This window comes from Spirosoma humi (assembly GCF_054776575.1).
Map to the genome: position 1 here is coordinate 1,725,155 of NZ_BAAHBR010000008.1, position 14,468 is coordinate 1,739,622.

Sequence of the window (14,468 nt, forward strand, 5' to 3'; positions counted from 1 at the left end):
CGTAGATAAACAACAAATAACTTAACATGGAACTTAAAGCATTAACTGCCCCACTGACGGTACAGGAAATCGAATGGCGGGTGCAGAGCCAAACCAAGGATGGTCAGAAGATCATCGTCGTGCCGTACATTACTAACCGTTGCGTCATGCAGCGGTTCGACGATCAGTTTGGCTGGGCGGGATGGCAAAATGAAATCAAGGAAATTGACGGCGGCTTTCTGTGCACCATCACAGCTATTTTACCCGGCGGAGAGATTGTCCGGAAAACGGATGGAGCCAGCCGCACCAGTGTTGAGCCTGTAAAAGGGGGAATCAGTGATGCGATGAAGCGCTGCGCTGTGCAGTTTGGCCTTGGTCGGGCGTTGTATGATTTCCCGAAAGTAATGATCGAAACAACGGATAAGTATATTCCCAATTGGGCCACGCCTTTATTGGACAAAATGGTTGAAAAAATCAATTCGGGCGGTGCGGTGCGCGACGTTGTGGTGCTCAAACCCGAACACGCGAAACCAACGGCGAAAGCGGTGTAGGAATATACGGTCTCTGGATGCACAATTATGTATCCGTGGCCTGTGTTTTCACAGGCCACGGATACGATTACTCCTTATTTATTACCACTGCCTATGGCAGCCGGGGCGTTTCCTCCTCCCATCCCTTGCGAAATGACGAGCAGCTTGTCGCTTAGCGTTTGAATCGCTTTTTTATAGCGGGCCTCCAGATCGGGCAGGTTGGCCGTCGATTTCAGCGAGGCTTCGTAGAGCAGGCCAGGCAGCATCCAGGAGGCATACCCACTGTTTGGGTCCGACGATGCGTAAAGCGATTTGTACCAGCCCCCAAAAGCGTTCCCTTTTGGATCGATGAATGACCGTTCCAGCAAGCGTAATTCCTTGTTCAACTCAACCAATTTATCCGTGCGTCCGCTTTGCAGATAGTTCTGCCGGGCCAGTTCGCAGGCGTCGGCATTCTTTTTCATATCAGCAACGGCATTGAGTAGCGGATTAATCGAGTAGGTTGGCGCGTACGTCTGAATGGCTTTTTCGGCAGCTTTCAGATGAACGGCCAGATCGGTTGGGTAGCGGGCCAGGTCATAAGGAACCAGGTCGGCATTGGCTAACCGCATGGTCATGGTACCGACAACCTGCTCCATCATCGGCCCCATTTTATAGGTCGGGTCGGCGAATTTATCGTAGAAATACAGATCGTCGTATTGCGAGTGATAAAGCGTTGGTCCCTCCATACCCGCGCTCAACGACGGAATGCCGATGTGCATGTACGGCGCAATGTGGTCGGAACCGCCACCGAGGTTGCCGATGGTTGGCTCTCCGGCTACCAGCGCCGGAGCCGATGATCCTGTTACGCGAGTCGGGTTTCCCGCGGCTTTATGGCCCATCCAGTGTTGGTAAACCGTCTTGTTCGAGTCGGGATATTGAACAGATTGCGTAGCCTCAATGATAAGCTTCTTCATGGAGGGCGATGCACTTGCGCCAAACGTCCGTCCCGATACAGCCGCATCGTAATTCATATAGGCCACGGCCTTCTGCGAGAGTTCATCCCGAAACTGTTCACTCCACTCGGCCGACCCGATCACCCCCGGTTCTTCGGCATCCCAGTGACATACTTTAATCGTGCGCCGGGGCCGTTGTCCGGCTTTCGCCAGCTTGCCCATTGTTTCGGTCATACTCAGCAACATCGCTGTGCCCGAATTTGGATCAGTAGCGCCATACGACCAGGCATCATAATGACAACCGGCAATGATCCACTCGTCCGGGAATTCAGAGCCCGTTAGGGTGCCTACCACCTGATAAATCCGCTGAATCGTTTTTTCCTGTTTTACCATCAACCGCACTTTCAGGGCAGGGCCACCTTCGATTCGGTAGGTGTAGGGCAGACCGCCCTGCCAGCCCGCCGGAACAGGCCGTACGCCTGCCATCCGCTTCAGAATTTCCGTAGCGGAACCGTAGGGGAGGGGTGTTACCGGGATTTTGTGCAGACCGATGGCGTTCTGATCGAGTCGCTTAGGGGTGTTCTTGGCATCCATCGGCAAAGCTGCTTCACCGGGGGTGAGCGGGTCGCCGGTGTAAGGGGTTGTCAACAAAGAACCCCGCTGAATCACACTTTCGCTATAATAAGGCCCTTCGGGAAAAGTGAGGCCCCGCATGTAGCCACTATCGGCCGGGTCCGTAAAAATAATGACGCCAACCGCCCCATCTGCCTGGGCGAACTGGGCTTTGTAACCCCGGAAATTGCCGCCGTAGCGGGCCAGAACGATCTTGCCCTTGACCGAAATGCCCATGGCTTTCAGTTGCTCGAAATCTTCCTTCCGACCGTAGTTGGCGTAAACGACCTCGGCGGTGGCATCACCCGAACCCGACCAGGCATTGTAACCGGGCGTCAGGCGCGGGTCGCTGCTGTATTTATCTTCTTTGAAGAGATATTCCCGGATGTTCAGGGGCTGACGAATCGGTTCGACCAGTTCGACGGCAATTTCACCGGGGCCTTTTGGCAACAAGACATCGTGCGGGTAAATATCCACCTGCCAGCCCGCCTTGCGCATGGTTTCGGCAATGTAGTCGCGCACCTGCTCATTTTCTTTCGAACCGGTCAGGTGAGGTACGCTGCTGAGTTTTTCGAGGTGGTTCTTAAACGCAGCCGACGATTGTTTGGCTTTGAACTCGGTTTCGAGCTTGACCTGGGCCGCCTGTCGGGCGGGTACGAAGCCGCTAAGTGCCGGACTTGATTGAGCACGAGCGGTTACTACGCCTAACAGCATAGCAAGCGTTCCGTAGCCAATTTTGAGTAGAGAGGTGGTTTGCATAAGAATCAGGTTGTATACTGCTCAAATATCGCTATTTACTACGGTTAAATTTCAGAAATACAAATGAATAATGGGCATAAAAAAAGAGACGCCTACTGGCGTCTCTTCGAAGAACATACATTAAAACCTATGGTTTGCGTAAGAAATGATAGATTTCTACTCGTTTTTACAAGGCTTGAGGCCCATTATTTTGGCATCGCGAAAATTGCCGAATCAACTTTAGGGTTGAACACCATGTTAAATAAAGTCATGGTTACAGGGCCCGGCATGGCAGGACTGTTGAGTTCAATCGTAGAGGGTAACGTTAGTCCGTCGATCGTTTTGTAATTACCGTACTGCGATTTGATCTCACCGCTTTGGCCCTGTACACTAACGGTTGCTTTACTTCCTGCCAATTGGAAAGTAGCCGCATCTACGTAGTAATTGACCACACCTTCGGGTCTCGTTACTTTCAGATTGAACACATCTTTTTCGTTTAGTTTCTCCTTGCCGACCAGTTCGACCGGATATTTTTTGTCCTTCGCTGTAACCAGTTCCGTGCCAATAATATAAGTGTTGCCTTTCTGGATCTTAACCTGATCGTCGGGTAATGCCTGTGCCCCGGAGCCACCCGACATAGGATTGATCGCCCAGCCTTTATCACCATCAACTACCTGCGTGATTTGCTGGCCCATTGCCGATATATCAGTACGGGATGACTGGCCGACAATGGTCGTTGTTTTTGCGGTCATGTCCATACCCATGATGTTCATGCCCTGATCAAATTGAACTGTCTTAACCGCAGCCACTTTATCCGCGCCCCCTAAAGCGGCAATATTTTTGTCGATTACTTCCGAGGCCGTCTGCGCAAAAGATAACGCTGGAATGGCTACAAGGGCCACAAGGGTAATGAGTTGCTTTTTCATGCAAAAAGATTAGTCAGATAGTTCGTAAAGATACGGAACCTGTTTATAAAACGTCGGCAGGTACTGTCATAGTCGAAATCAGTAAAATTCATTTCGGGTCAATTGCCAACTTTCGGGGCTAGTTGGCTTGCAGGGCTGACGGGCGTTCGTTACCTTCATCGGCTTAAAACCTAACTGTATACTCTACAATGCTGTCAACGACCCGCGTCAAGCTTTCTGCCATGATGTTTCTCCAGTTTTTTGTCTGGGGAGCCTGGTACGGTCAAATGAGTAAATACCTCTTAACGCAACTTCATTCCACTGGCGATCAGGTAGGTAATGCATATGCTGCGTTTTCACTGGCTATGATCATCGCCCCTTTCTTCGTCGGGATGATTGCCGACCGCTACTTTGCGGCTCAAAAAGTACTCGGCGTGCTGAATCTGCTGGGTGCTGTTGTCCTTTACTTTATAACCCAAAATACCGATCCCGATAATTTTTTCTACCTCATTCTGGCGTATTGCATCACCTTTGCGCCCACACTGGCGCTGACGTCGTCCATTGCCATGCAGCAGATGTCCAGTCCCGAAAAGGAGTTTCCCGGTATTCGGGTACTCGGTACGGTCGCCTGGATTATCGTGACCAACATTGTGGGCTTTTACGGTTTCGGGGATAAAGTAACCATCTTCCAGTTGTCTATGTATTCCGCGTTGGTGCTGGGCATTTTCGCGTTTTTCCTGCCCAATACACCACCCAAAGCCACTACGTCTACCTCCGTTTCGCAGATTCTTGGACTGGATGCGTTCAAACTATTCAAAGATCGGTCGTTCGCCATTTTCTTCCTGTCGTCGGTGCTGATCTGCATTCCGCTTTCGTTCTATTACGCCATGGCCAACCCGTCGCTCACGGATGGTGGTATGCAGAATGTTGAAAATAAAATGTCGTTGGGGCAGGCATCTGAAGTAATATTCATGCTGCTTATTCCGCTGGCCTACACGCGTCTGGGGGTTAAGAAAATGCTGATTGTTGGGTTGGTCGCCTGGATTGTGCGCTTCATTTGTTTCGGCTACGGCGATGGTGGTGCTGGCGAATGGATGCTCTATCTGGCTATTGTACTACACGGAGTTTGCTACGATTTCTTCTTCGTAACGGGCCAGATTTATACGGATAACAAAGCGGGGGAAAAGATAAAATCCTCAGCCCAGGGGCTGATTTCACTCGCGACTTATGGCATTGGCATGGGCATTGGTTCCAAGCTGTCGGGTATGGTGCTGGACATGTATACCCGCCCCGATGGGACTAAAGACTGGTTGTCGGTCTGGCTGGTTCCGGCGGGTATTGCGGCTGCTGTCCTGATCGTATTTGTGTTGTTATTTACGGATAAGAAACGGGTTGGGACAACCACCGACGAACTGGTGCCGGGTAATTTATGAGTGCCTATGCCCTGCATACAAACAGTACGTATGCAGGGCATAGGCACTGTACATAGCTTATGGAAAAGAAACGGCGAATTACGTTCTATACAGACTTGAACGGACCTCATCAAGACCAGGTGAGGGAGCAGGTCGCTATGACACCCGAGGAGCGGTGGCAGGTTTATCTACGAATGAAACACCGGCATTACTGTTTGTTTGGTAAGCCAGAGAAACGTCCAAGTCGGATTACACTAGAGAGGCCCTCATGGATGTAGATAATGATGATTTTATTCGTTTTGTCATAGCTGCTGATCATAATCAATTAGAGTATATACTGATTGGTGGCATGGCACTTATCCTGAACGGAGGTATTCGTTATACCGAAGATGTGGATGTATGGATGGAGCCCACGAATGGAAACCGGGACCGTCTTATGGAAACATTATACGAACTAAATTTTACAGAAGACGAGCTAGGTCCTCTGGCATCGGCTGATTTCACACAGCCTCAGGTTCTTCGTCTGGAAGAAGGAGTAGATATTCTGACACAGGTCCATGTACGATTAAAGTACACCGACTGCCGACAAAGGGCAAAACCATTCACAATGCCCGGCGGTCAGGTAATCTATTTCCTTCACATCAATGACCTGCGTGAAACGAAGGTACTGGCCCGTCGGACAAAAGATTTGAACGATATATTGATGATCGATGAGATCATTGAGGAAGCGAAAAAGCAGGGTAACTCACCCGAGTAAACCTTTCTCCTTTTTTACATGCAACTTATCTCTTATAACATAAACGGTATTCGGGCGGCCATTCGAAATGGATTGATCGACTGGCTTGTCCAGAACCAGTTCGACATTCTTTGCTTTCAAGAAGTTAAAGCGACAACGGACGTTGTAGACTTATCCGTTTTTGAACAGTTAGGATATCAATACCATTGGCATGCCGCCGAGAAAAAAGGTTATTCGGGCGTAGCGACGTTCTCGAAAATTGCCCCTACCAATGTCGTTTTAGGCTGTGGTCTGCCCGTTTATGACTGCGAAGGCCGAATTCTTCGGACAGATTTCGGCGACCTGACGTTGCTTAATTGCTACTTTCCGTCGGGCACGACCGGAGAGGTTAGGCAGGGCGTAAAAATGGAATTTCTGCACGATTTTGATACCTATGTGCAGCAGCTTCGCCAGGAACGGCCAAAACTGATTGTCGTGGGTGATTACAACATTGCGCATACCGCTATCGACATCCACGATCCGGTCCGGAACAAGCACACGACGGGTTTTTTGCCTGAAGAACGCGCCTGGATGGATGCCTGGTTTGGCAGCGGTATGACTGATGGATTTCGCTACAAACACCCCGGCGAGGTAGCCTACAGCTGGTGGAGTTACCGGGCCGGTGCCCGTACCAGCAACAAGGGCTGGCGTATCGATTATGCCTCCCTAACCGACAATCTGCGCGACCAGATTATAGACTGCAAAATGCTGCCCGATGCTGTACACGCCGATCATTGCCCGGTTTGGTTATCAATGAGCGAACGAGTGAATGAGTGAACGAGCGGGACTCACTCATAATACGCTCATTCACTATTTCGCTCTTTCGCTCATGTACTTCCTCATCTACAAACCCTACCTCATGCTGTCCCAGTTTAGCCGGGAGGGGGATAAGCAGACGCTGGCTGATCTGGATTTTGATTTTCCAACCGACGTGTATCCGGTTGGGCGACTCGATGCTGATAGTGAAGGGCTGTTGTTATTGACTAACGATAAGCAACTGAACCATCGCCTGTTAAATCCGAAATTCAAACACAACCGGACTTATTACGTGCAGGTCGATGGTGCGTTGACGGACGTTGCCTGCCAGCACTTATCGGAAGGGGTTACGATCTCGGTAGATGGAAAATCGTACCACACGTTGCCTGCCAGGGCTGTCCCTATTGACCCGCCAAACCTGCCCGAACGAAATCCGCCAATTCGATACCGGGCTGCCATCCCAACCGCCTGGGTATCTATTTCCCTGCATGAAGGTAAAAATCGACAGGTACGTAAAATGACAGCTGCCGTGGGTTTCCCTACGTTACGACTGGTGCGCTGGGCTATCGAAAGCCTCACCGCCGACGGTATGATGCCGGGCCAGGTTCGCGAACTCAGTCGGGCGGAGGTACTACAGGGCTTGCGCTTGAAATAACCTGAACATCCTGCTCGGCTGAATACCATGCCCAGGTTACCTACAATATACCTTCATCAGCAAAGCTGAAGTACGCTTTGTCCGTAAAAATCAGATGATCGAGAACCGGAATATCCAGCAGCCTACCAGCCTCTTTTAACTTTCTGGTCAAGTCTTTATCCGCTTGTGAAGGCTGTAAATTGCCCGATGGATGATTGTGAAACAGGATCATAGAAGAGGCCAGGTGCTCGATGGCCTGTTTAAAAATCACCTTCGGGTCGGCAACGGTTCCCGAAATGCCTCCTGTACTGATCAATATCGGCCGCATGATCTCGTTGGCGCGGTTCATCAATAAAATCCAGAATTCTTCGTGAGGCTTGTCGATCAGATGCGGAATCATCTCGTTATACGCATCGCGCGAACACGTAACTTTCGCGCGTTGGGGGCGGTCCTGTTCCTTTCGCCGACGACCAAGTTCAAGCGCAGCTATGATGGTAATGGCGCGGGCTTCCCCAATTCCGCGGAACTTTGAGAGGTCTTTAATGCTTAGTTTGGCCAGCTCATTCAGATTGTTGCTGACACTCTTAAGAATAATCCGGGCTACATCGACGGCTGTAAGATCAACCGTACCTGAGTTAATCAGGATAGCAATCAATTCGGCTTCCGAAAGAGCCGCTTTACCCTTAAGCATAAGCTTCTCGCGTGGACGATCTTCTTCTGCCCAGCTTTGGATAGTGCCGGAGGATTGATAAGTCATGTGCGTAAGTCAGTTACAGTGCTGATTTGGTGTACAAAATGCACAAAAAAACCTTACCCACAAAAAGGTAAGGTTTCGTATGACTTAGCGCCCGCAAAAACGGGCATTGTCTGTTTTGCAGGGAGCTTGTTGACTATAACACGACAACAATTAACTGCTGATTAAGCCTGAGCGGCTTTCAGACTATTGACCAAACGAGCCAGTTTCGACTTGTTGTTGGCCGCTTTATTCTTGTGAATGATGTTACGCTTAGCGAGTTTGTCTAAGGCAGACGAAACTGATTTGTACAGCTCAACGGCCATAGCATGGTCGGTTGTTGTACGGAGTTTCTTTACCATATTCCGGGTGGTTACGTGCTGGTAACGGTTCAACAGACGCTTCTTGGCACTCGACCGGATTGCTTTTTTTGATGACTTGTGATTTGCCATTGGTATATAAAATGAGATCGTTGTCGCGATATGAGGGCGCAAAAATAAGAATTTCGGATGGAACAACCAACTGTTCCAACCGAAATTCTTTGATTCGTGCTGTCTTACTGACGAATATCCGCGTTGACAGTCAGCGTTTTTTCCCAGATAACCGCATTCTGCTTGATAAACTGTTTGTAAGCCGCGCTGTTCTCAAAAGTTTTTATATCAGCCTCGGATTGAAACGTCAGGTAATGTACTACGTCATAGTCTGCAACTGCCTGATTTGGCAGAATTGTCTTACCTGACGTGTAACCAACGATCTGTGGAATTTCGTGTTTTAGGGAGGCAAAACCGTTCATATGCTGCTCAACTGCTGCATTTTCAACCCCTTTTTTAAACTTAACACACACAACTTGCTGTTTCTGGGCTTTTCTGGCAGGTGAGTAAGCACCGTAGATTGTTAAAGCAAAAGCACACAGCAACACAACGATCAGGGTATATCCCTTTGATTTAGCATTCATGTTATTCGAAATTTGTTATTTTGTCCAAATTTTATTTTGAAATGCATGGTGCTTTAATTGAATAGTTAAACGATTTAACTTAAAAGTACCATGATTTGCCAAATGTACAAACGTTTTATTTGGTTGTTAGTTTTTGCCAGTTTTTTTTTCGGCGGAGCTGGGGTAGCCCGCTCGGCTGGATATGGATGGGCAGACGATCAGACGCTTGAAAAGCCAGATTTTTCAGCAGAACAGACTCGTCGTCCGGGCAGTCATCAGCCCAAATGGGGCTTTTTCGCGCATCAGCAAATCAATCGACTCGCTGTGTTTACGCTACCCGTGGATATGATGCCTTTCTTTAAGAAATACAGTAACTTTTTGGCCGATAATGCGGTAAACCCCGACAAGCGCCGGTATGCCGTAGTAGGAGAGGCTCCAAGGCATTTTATAGACCTAGACGCCTACGCGGATACGTCGGCTGCGACATTACCGCGATTTTACAAAGATGCCGCAGACCGGTACGGGGAAGATACACTGGCCCTGCATGGCCTGGTCCCCTGGCAGATTCAGCTGACAAAATACCAGCTCACGGAAGCGTTCAAACAACGCGATGTTCGGCGAATTCTGCGCGTAGCCGCCGATTTAGGCCATTACATTGCGGATGCGAATGTACCGCTGCATACGACTCGTAATTATAACGGGCAGTTGACCAACCAGCAGGGAATACACGGATTTTGGGAGTCGCGCCTGCCAGAATTATTTAGTGCGGACTATGATTTTCTGACGGGGCAGGCTGAGTACGTCGACTCGCCCCAAAGGGCAGCCTGGCGGGCCGTGTTCAAGGCCAACGCTGCCCTGGATTCGGTGTTGCGTTTCGAAAAACAGCTCACGGAAGAACTGGGTGAAACGCGTAAATACGGGTTTGAAGAACGCAATGGGATGACCATCAAAGTGTATTCCACCGATTTCTCGCGGCAATACAGCAAACGGCTGAACGACCAGGTCGAACGCCAGATGCGGGCGTCGGTAAAAATGGTAGGCGATTTTTGGTACACCTGCTGGGTAGACGCCGGTCAGCCGGATTTGCGCGCTTTAGCCAACTATCAGCTTACCGATCAGGAGAAAAAGGAGGAAGTCGAAGAAAAGAAAAGCTGGCTGAAACGGCTGTTTTCAGCCAGAGAGGAGAATTGAACCGCACAGGCGTCCGCCTGTGCGGTTCAGACATTACACCGACAACTTCTTCATATACTCGGCATCATTTTTCAAGCTCACCATGGGCGATTCCGCGTATTCTTCCTGCTCGACCAGGAAGTACTTGATGCCGCTATCCATAGCCACCCGCAGCGTCTTTTTGAAGTCGACATTGCCTTTGCCCAGGTCATTCTGAACGGGCTTGCCAGCCTGTACGGTGTAGTCTTTGATATGACATAGTTCATACCGCTTGCCGTACTTCTTGAGGTGATCGGCCGTATTGACGCCGGCCACATCGATCCAGCACAAATCCAGTTCGAACATTACCTTTTTAGGGTCTGTGTTTTCGAGCAGATATTCCTGGGGGAGCTTACCATCCAGAGGCCGGAATGAGTAATCGTGGTTATGATAACCAAATTTCAGACCCGCTTTGCTTACTTCTTCACCGGCGGTATTGAACATATCCGCTATTTTCTTCCAGTCATCCCAGGTTTTTTGGGGACCGATATAAGGACATAGCAAATAGGTCAATCCGGCATCATGAGCCATTTCGATGCTCTTCTTCAGCCCGTCGGGCTTCTCCATCTCGCCCCGGAAGTTGAAGTGCGTGCTGACCATTTTTACGCCAAGGCCATTCAGAAACGACTTCATTTCTTTTGGTTCCAGGCCCCATAAAAAGCCCTGCGCCCCGCTGAAACTTTCGAACTGTTTATAGCCCATGTTGGCCAGCTGCGTCATGATGCCTTTTGGATCTTTGGGCAGCACGTCACGGGCACTATACAATTGAACACCAAACGGGCTGATGAGTTTGGCCGGAGCGTTGGCCAGCAGGTTGGTCTGGCTGAGGGTAAGGGCACCAGCCGTTAACAGGCCGGACTGTTTAAGGAAATTACGTCGTTGCATTGTTGGTAAACGTTTGCGGGAATAAAACGTAAAAGTAGTGAAGAGTGCAGAATGAAAAGCGAAGAATAAGCTCCTGGAAATATTCTTTTCTGTTCATTCTACACTCTTCACTACTTTTGCGGTCTTTCCCGAAGATGAATGACGTTTTCCAAATTATATCTGCAGGCCGGACGCGATGAGGCCCTCCGGCGTTTCCACCCCTGGGTGTTCTCGCGCGCCATTAGCCGTTATGAAGGCGATCTGAATGATGGCGACGTGGTGGAAGTGTTTGACAGTAAGCAAAAATACCTCGCCACCGGCCATTACCACGATGGCAGCATTGCCGTGCGTGTGTTCTCGTTTGGAGCAACGGCTGGTGGACCCGTGACACCCGATTTGCCGTACTGGACGAAAAAACTAGCCCACATTCGGAGCATTCGGCAGGTGATCGTGACGGGAGAAACAAACTGCTACCGACTGGTTCATGGCGAAGGTGATGGCTGTACGGGACTGATTCTCGATGTGTATAATGGTGTCGTCGTGTTTCAGGCCCACTCGATTGGGATGCACCGCGAGCGGGAGCTAATTACCAAAGCCCTTAAAACCGTTTTCGGCGATGAATTGAAGGCGGTATATGACAAGAGTGCCGATACACTGCCCGACGAATACGGCGCTACCGTTACCAACAGCTACCTTTTCGGCCGAACCCCCGTACCACACCCCGTAAAAGAAAACGGTAATACGTTTCTGATTGACTGGATTACGGGCCAGAAAACCGGTTTTTTTCTCGATCAACGCGACAATCGGGCATTGCTGGCTCAATACGCTCAGGGAAAAAACGTACTGAATGCCTTCTGTTACTCGGGCGGGTTTTCGGTGTATGCGCTTAAGGCGGGCGCCCGTTCGGTGCATTCTGTGGATGTTTCCCAGAAAGCAATTGATCTGACAAACCAGAACATAGCGGCCAATTTCGCGGAGGGCGATGAGCGGCACCAGGCGTATGCTGATGATGTCATGCATTATCTGAAAAACCACGATGGGCAATATGACATTGTTGTGTTAGACCCGCCTGCTTATGCCAAAAGCCAGTCGGCGCGGCACCGGGCGGTTCAGGGATACAAGCGGCTCAATGCTGAGGGGTTGCGTCGGGTAGCCAAGGGAGGTCTGTTGTTTACCTTTTCGTGTTCGCAGGTGGTAGACCGGGAGTTGTTTTATAATACGATCGTGGCGGCTGCCATTGAAGCGGGTCGGCAGGTGCGTGTACTGCATCATCTGAGCCAGCCCGCCGATCACCCCGTTAGTTTATTTCACCCAGAAGGGGGCTATCTGAAAGGACTCGTCCTGTGGGTGGAGTAATTAATGCCTTGTCAACAGTCGTAATTAGCACAATATTACCGGCTGTCGATTAACGAAATACCGTTGTAAGTCGTTTACCTATACCAGCAATTGAAGGATAAGCTTTATTGCTGGTATAGATATTAACTGGTTTCCGCTAATTTTGGGCTTCAACCGGCTCGCCACGCTGGCGGCCCAGCAAGTCCTTTCGTATAACCCGATTACATACATAGCTTCTTATGGCTGAATTAATCAGAATGCCCAAGATGAGCGACACGATGACCGAAGGCGTCATAGCGGAGTGGCACAAGAAAGTGGGCGACAAAGTAAAATCCGGCGATGTACTGGCCGAAGTTGAAACCGATAAAGCCACCATGGACCTCGAAGCCTATGATGAAGGTACATTGCTGTATATCGGTGTTGAAAAAGGGGCGTCGGTACCGGTAGACGGCGTTCTGGCCGTAATCGGTGCTGATGGCGAAGACTACAAGTCGCTGCTCAACGGTACGAGTGGAGGAAGTCAGGAGGCTGCGGCCCCGGCGGCCCCCAAGCCAGAACCAGCTCCGGCCCCTGCGGGCGCGTCCAGTGCCGAAACCACGTCGACCTTGCCGGATGCGAAAGCCGTTTCGGCTGCCCCAGCCGAGAACGTCAACGCGTCGATCATTCGGATGCCCAAGATGAGCGACACCATGACGGAGGGAACGATCGTCGCCTGGCATAAAAAAGAAGGAGATACCGTAAAATCGGGTGATGTACTGGCCGAAGTCGAGACCGACAAAGCCACCATGGACCTCGAAGCTTACGAAGAAGGTACGTTATTATATATCGGCGTAAAAGAAGGGGCGTCTGTTGCCGTTGATGACATCATTGCCGTTGTCGGGGAGAAAGGGGCGAATTTTAAGGTATTGCTCGATGGAGGTGCTGCTCCGGCTCCAGCCGCTACCGGCGAAGGAGGCAGTGCAACGGCGGAACAGAATCCGCAAGCCAGCTTACCGGCCGATGCCGATTCCGATCTATCCTATGCCGGTGGCGCAGGTGATAATGTCGAATCCAACGGACGCGTAAAAGCCTCTCCATTAGCCAAACGTATTGCGGAAGAGAAAGGAATTAACCTTACTCAGGTACAGGGTACGGGTCCCGAAGGTCGCATTGTGAAAAGTGACGTCGAGTCGTTTGTACCCGGAACGGCCAAAGCGGCTCCGGCTGCTCCAGCAGCTCAACCTGCGGCACCCGCTCCACAACCGGCCGCGCCCGCACAGGCCGCTCCTGCGCCAGCGTCTACACCTGCTGCACCAGCGCCAACGGGAGACTATGAAGATATCCCGGTTAGCCAGATGCGCAAAACGATTGCCCGTCGGTTGAGCGAGAGTCTGTTTACAGCTCCGCACTTCTACTTAACCATGGAAATTAACATGAATAAGGCGATGGAGTTGCGCGGCACGGTCAACGGACTCAGCCCGGTTAAAGTATCGTTCAACGATTTTGTGATCAAAGCGGCTGCGCTGGCGCTGAAACAGCACCCGAACGTAAATTCGTCCTGGCTGGGTGATAAAATTCGTAAATACAAGTACGTCAATATCGGCGTGGCCGTAGCGGTCGATGAGGGCCTGCTGGTACCCGTTGTGCGCAACGCCGATCAGAAAACGCTATCGACCATTTCGGGCGAAGTGAAGGACCTGGCCGGTAAAGCCAAAGACAAGAAACTTCAGCCGAAGGATTGGGAAGGCAGCACGTTCTCGATCTCGAACCTGGGTATGTTTGGTATTGAGGAATTCACGGCCATCATCAACCCACCCGATTCCTGCATTCTGGCGGTAGGGGCCATCAAACAGACCGTGAAGTTTGACGGAGACATTGCTAAACCAACGAATGTAATGAAAGTGACGCTCTCCTGCGATCACCGCGTGGTGGATGGCGCTACGGGTTCTGCCTTCCTGCAAACGTTCAAACAACTGCTCGAAGATCCAATGCGGATGCTGGTGTAAAAATAGTTTGATGTTTATAGTTCGTAGTTTGATGATGTACCTTCGTGGCCCGTGTCCCCACGGACCATCTGGTGTTGCTGGCGCGAAAGTGGTCCGTGAGGACACGGACCACGGAGGTACGCCATTACTTAG

Annotated in this window: 14 protein-coding genes; 8 read left to right on the forward strand and 6 right to left on the reverse strand. The window is 50.5% G+C overall.

Annotated elements, in window-relative coordinates:
- Nucleotides 1-26 precede the first annotated feature (26 nt).
- On the forward strand, nucleotides 27-530 hold the full coding sequence (locus ACYU8Y_RS15825) for a Rad52/Rad22 family DNA repair protein (RefSeq protein ID WP_460938895.1): 504 nt from the start codon (nucleotides 27-29) through the stop codon (nucleotides 528-530).
- Between the two features lie 74 nt (nucleotides 531-604).
- Here ACYU8Y_RS15825 and ACYU8Y_RS15830 read toward each other — a convergent pair whose 3' ends face one another.
- On the reverse strand, nucleotides 605-2,815 hold the full coding sequence (locus ACYU8Y_RS15830) for a M28 family peptidase (RefSeq protein WP_460938897.1): 2,211 nt from the start codon (nucleotides 2,813-2,815) through the stop codon (nucleotides 605-607).
- Nucleotides 2,816-3,000: 185 nt separating this feature from the next.
- Entirely contained in the window at nucleotides 3,001-3,720 is a 720-nt protein-coding gene (locus tag ACYU8Y_RS15835; RefSeq protein ID WP_460938899.1) for a DUF4292 domain-containing protein, read from the reverse strand.
- 188 nt (nucleotides 3,721-3,908) lie between these two features.
- On the opposite strand from ACYU8Y_RS15835, the gene ACYU8Y_RS15840 reads away from it, so the two are divergent.
- The 4 genes from ACYU8Y_RS15840 (at nucleotide 3,909) to ACYU8Y_RS15855 (ending at nucleotide 7,297) form a co-directional block, all read left to right on the forward strand.
- The gene (locus ACYU8Y_RS15840) at nucleotides 3,909-5,132 is read left to right on the forward strand and encodes a nucleoside permease (protein WP_460938901.1); all 1,224 of its coding nucleotides are present in this window, start codon (nucleotides 3,909-3,911) and stop codon (nucleotides 5,130-5,132) included.
- 247 nt (nucleotides 5,133-5,379) lie between these two features.
- Nucleotides 5,380-5,868 carry a DUF6036 family nucleotidyltransferase gene (locus ACYU8Y_RS15845; RefSeq protein ID WP_460938903.1) on the forward strand — a complete coding sequence of 163 codons (489 nt, stop codon included), beginning with the start codon at nucleotides 5,380-5,382 and terminating at the stop codon, nucleotides 5,866-5,868.
- Between the two features lie 18 nt (nucleotides 5,869-5,886).
- Nucleotides 5,887-6,663, forward strand: coding sequence for an exodeoxyribonuclease III (locus ACYU8Y_RS15850; protein ID WP_460938905.1), 777 nt, complete (start codon nucleotides 5,887-5,889; stop codon nucleotides 6,661-6,663).
- A 52-nt stretch (nucleotides 6,664-6,715) separates the two neighbouring features.
- On the forward strand, nucleotides 6,716-7,297 hold the full coding sequence (locus tag ACYU8Y_RS15855) for a pseudouridine synthase (RefSeq protein ID WP_460939048.1): 582 nt from the start codon (nucleotides 6,716-6,718) through the stop codon (nucleotides 7,295-7,297).
- A gap of 40 nt (nucleotides 7,298-7,337) precedes the next feature.
- Here the strand turns inward: ACYU8Y_RS15855 and radC are convergent, their stop codons facing one another.
- From radC to ACYU8Y_RS15870, 3 genes are all read right to left on the reverse strand, one after another.
- On the reverse strand, nucleotides 7,338-8,033 hold the full coding sequence (radC, locus tag ACYU8Y_RS15860; protein ID WP_460938907.1) for a RadC family protein: 696 nt from the start codon (nucleotides 8,031-8,033) through the stop codon (nucleotides 7,338-7,340).
- Nucleotides 8,034-8,194: 161 nt separating this feature from the next.
- Nucleotides 8,195-8,461: a 30S ribosomal protein S20 gene (gene rpsT, locus ACYU8Y_RS15865; protein ID WP_460938909.1), complete on the reverse strand. Its 267-nt coding sequence runs from the start codon at nucleotides 8,459-8,461 to the stop codon at nucleotides 8,195-8,197.
- A 104-nt stretch (nucleotides 8,462-8,565) separates the two neighbouring features.
- Nucleotides 8,566-8,964, reverse strand: coding sequence for a Dabb family protein (locus tag ACYU8Y_RS15870; RefSeq protein WP_460938911.1), 399 nt, complete (start codon nucleotides 8,962-8,964; stop codon nucleotides 8,566-8,568).
- Nucleotides 8,965-9,066: 102 nt separating this feature from the next.
- Here ACYU8Y_RS15870 and ACYU8Y_RS15875 point away from each other — a divergent pair, with 102 nt between their 5' ends.
- On the forward strand, nucleotides 9,067-10,134 hold the full coding sequence (locus ACYU8Y_RS15875) for a zinc dependent phospholipase C family protein (RefSeq protein WP_460938913.1): 1,068 nt from the start codon (nucleotides 9,067-9,069) through the stop codon (nucleotides 10,132-10,134).
- Nucleotides 10,135-10,167: 33 nt separating this feature from the next.
- On the opposite strand, the gene ACYU8Y_RS15880 is transcribed toward ACYU8Y_RS15875, so the two are convergent.
- Nucleotides 10,168-11,037, reverse strand: coding sequence for a sugar phosphate isomerase/epimerase family protein (locus ACYU8Y_RS15880; RefSeq protein ID WP_460938915.1), 870 nt, complete (start codon nucleotides 11,035-11,037; stop codon nucleotides 10,168-10,170).
- Nucleotides 11,038-11,175: 138 nt separating this feature from the next.
- On the opposite strand from ACYU8Y_RS15880, the gene ACYU8Y_RS15885 reads away from it, so the two are divergent.
- A complete protein-coding gene (locus ACYU8Y_RS15885) occupies nucleotides 11,176-12,372 on the forward strand; it encodes a class I SAM-dependent rRNA methyltransferase (RefSeq protein WP_460938917.1) in 1,197 nt (398 codons plus the stop codon).
- Between the two features lie 218 nt (nucleotides 12,373-12,590).
- Complete coding sequence (locus ACYU8Y_RS15890; protein WP_460938919.1) at nucleotides 12,591-14,336, forward strand: pyruvate dehydrogenase complex dihydrolipoamide acetyltransferase; 1,746 nt, start codon at nucleotides 12,591-12,593, stop codon at nucleotides 14,334-14,336.
- The last annotated feature ends 132 nt before the right edge of the window (nucleotides 14,337-14,468 follow it).

Excerpts from the sequence above, each read along its gene's own strand:
- ACYU8Y_RS15825 (WP_460938895.1), top strand. The coding sequence starts at position 27 with ATGGAACTTAAAGCATTAACTGCCCCACTGACGGTACAGGAAATCGAA.
- ACYU8Y_RS15830 (WP_460938897.1), bottom strand. The coding sequence starts at position 2,815 with ATGCAAACCACCTCTCTACTCAAAATTGGCTACGGAACGCTTGCTATG.
- ACYU8Y_RS15835 (WP_460938899.1), bottom strand. The coding sequence starts at position 3,720 with ATGAAAAAGCAACTCATTACCCTTGTGGCCCTTGTAGCCATTCCAGCG.
- ACYU8Y_RS15840 (WP_460938901.1), top strand. The coding sequence starts at position 3,909 with ATGCTGTCAACGACCCGCGTCAAGCTTTCTGCCATGATGTTTCTCCAG.
- ACYU8Y_RS15845 (WP_460938903.1), top strand. The coding sequence starts at position 5,380 with ATGGATGTAGATAATGATGATTTTATTCGTTTTGTCATAGCTGCTGAT.
- ACYU8Y_RS15850 (WP_460938905.1), top strand. The coding sequence starts at position 5,887 with ATGCAACTTATCTCTTATAACATAAACGGTATTCGGGCGGCCATTCGA.
- ACYU8Y_RS15855 (WP_460939048.1), top strand. The coding sequence starts at position 6,716 with ATGTACTTCCTCATCTACAAACCCTACCTCATGCTGTCCCAGTTTAGC.
- radC (WP_460938907.1), bottom strand. The coding sequence starts at position 8,033 with ATGACTTATCAATCCTCCGGCACTATCCAAAGCTGGGCAGAAGAAGAT.
- rpsT (WP_460938909.1), bottom strand. The coding sequence starts at position 8,461 with ATGGCAAATCACAAGTCATCAAAAAAAGCAATCCGGTCGAGTGCCAAG.
- ACYU8Y_RS15870 (WP_460938911.1), bottom strand. The coding sequence starts at position 8,964 with ATGAATGCTAAATCAAAGGGATATACCCTGATCGTTGTGTTGCTGTGT.
- ACYU8Y_RS15875 (WP_460938913.1), top strand. The coding sequence starts at position 9,067 with ATGTACAAACGTTTTATTTGGTTGTTAGTTTTTGCCAGTTTTTTTTTC.
- ACYU8Y_RS15880 (WP_460938915.1), bottom strand. The coding sequence starts at position 11,037 with ATGCAACGACGTAATTTCCTTAAACAGTCCGGCCTGTTAACGGCTGGT.
- ACYU8Y_RS15885 (WP_460938917.1), top strand. The coding sequence starts at position 11,176 with ATGACGTTTTCCAAATTATATCTGCAGGCCGGACGCGATGAGGCCCTC.
- ACYU8Y_RS15890 (WP_460938919.1), top strand. The coding sequence starts at position 12,591 with ATGGCTGAATTAATCAGAATGCCCAAGATGAGCGACACGATGACCGAA.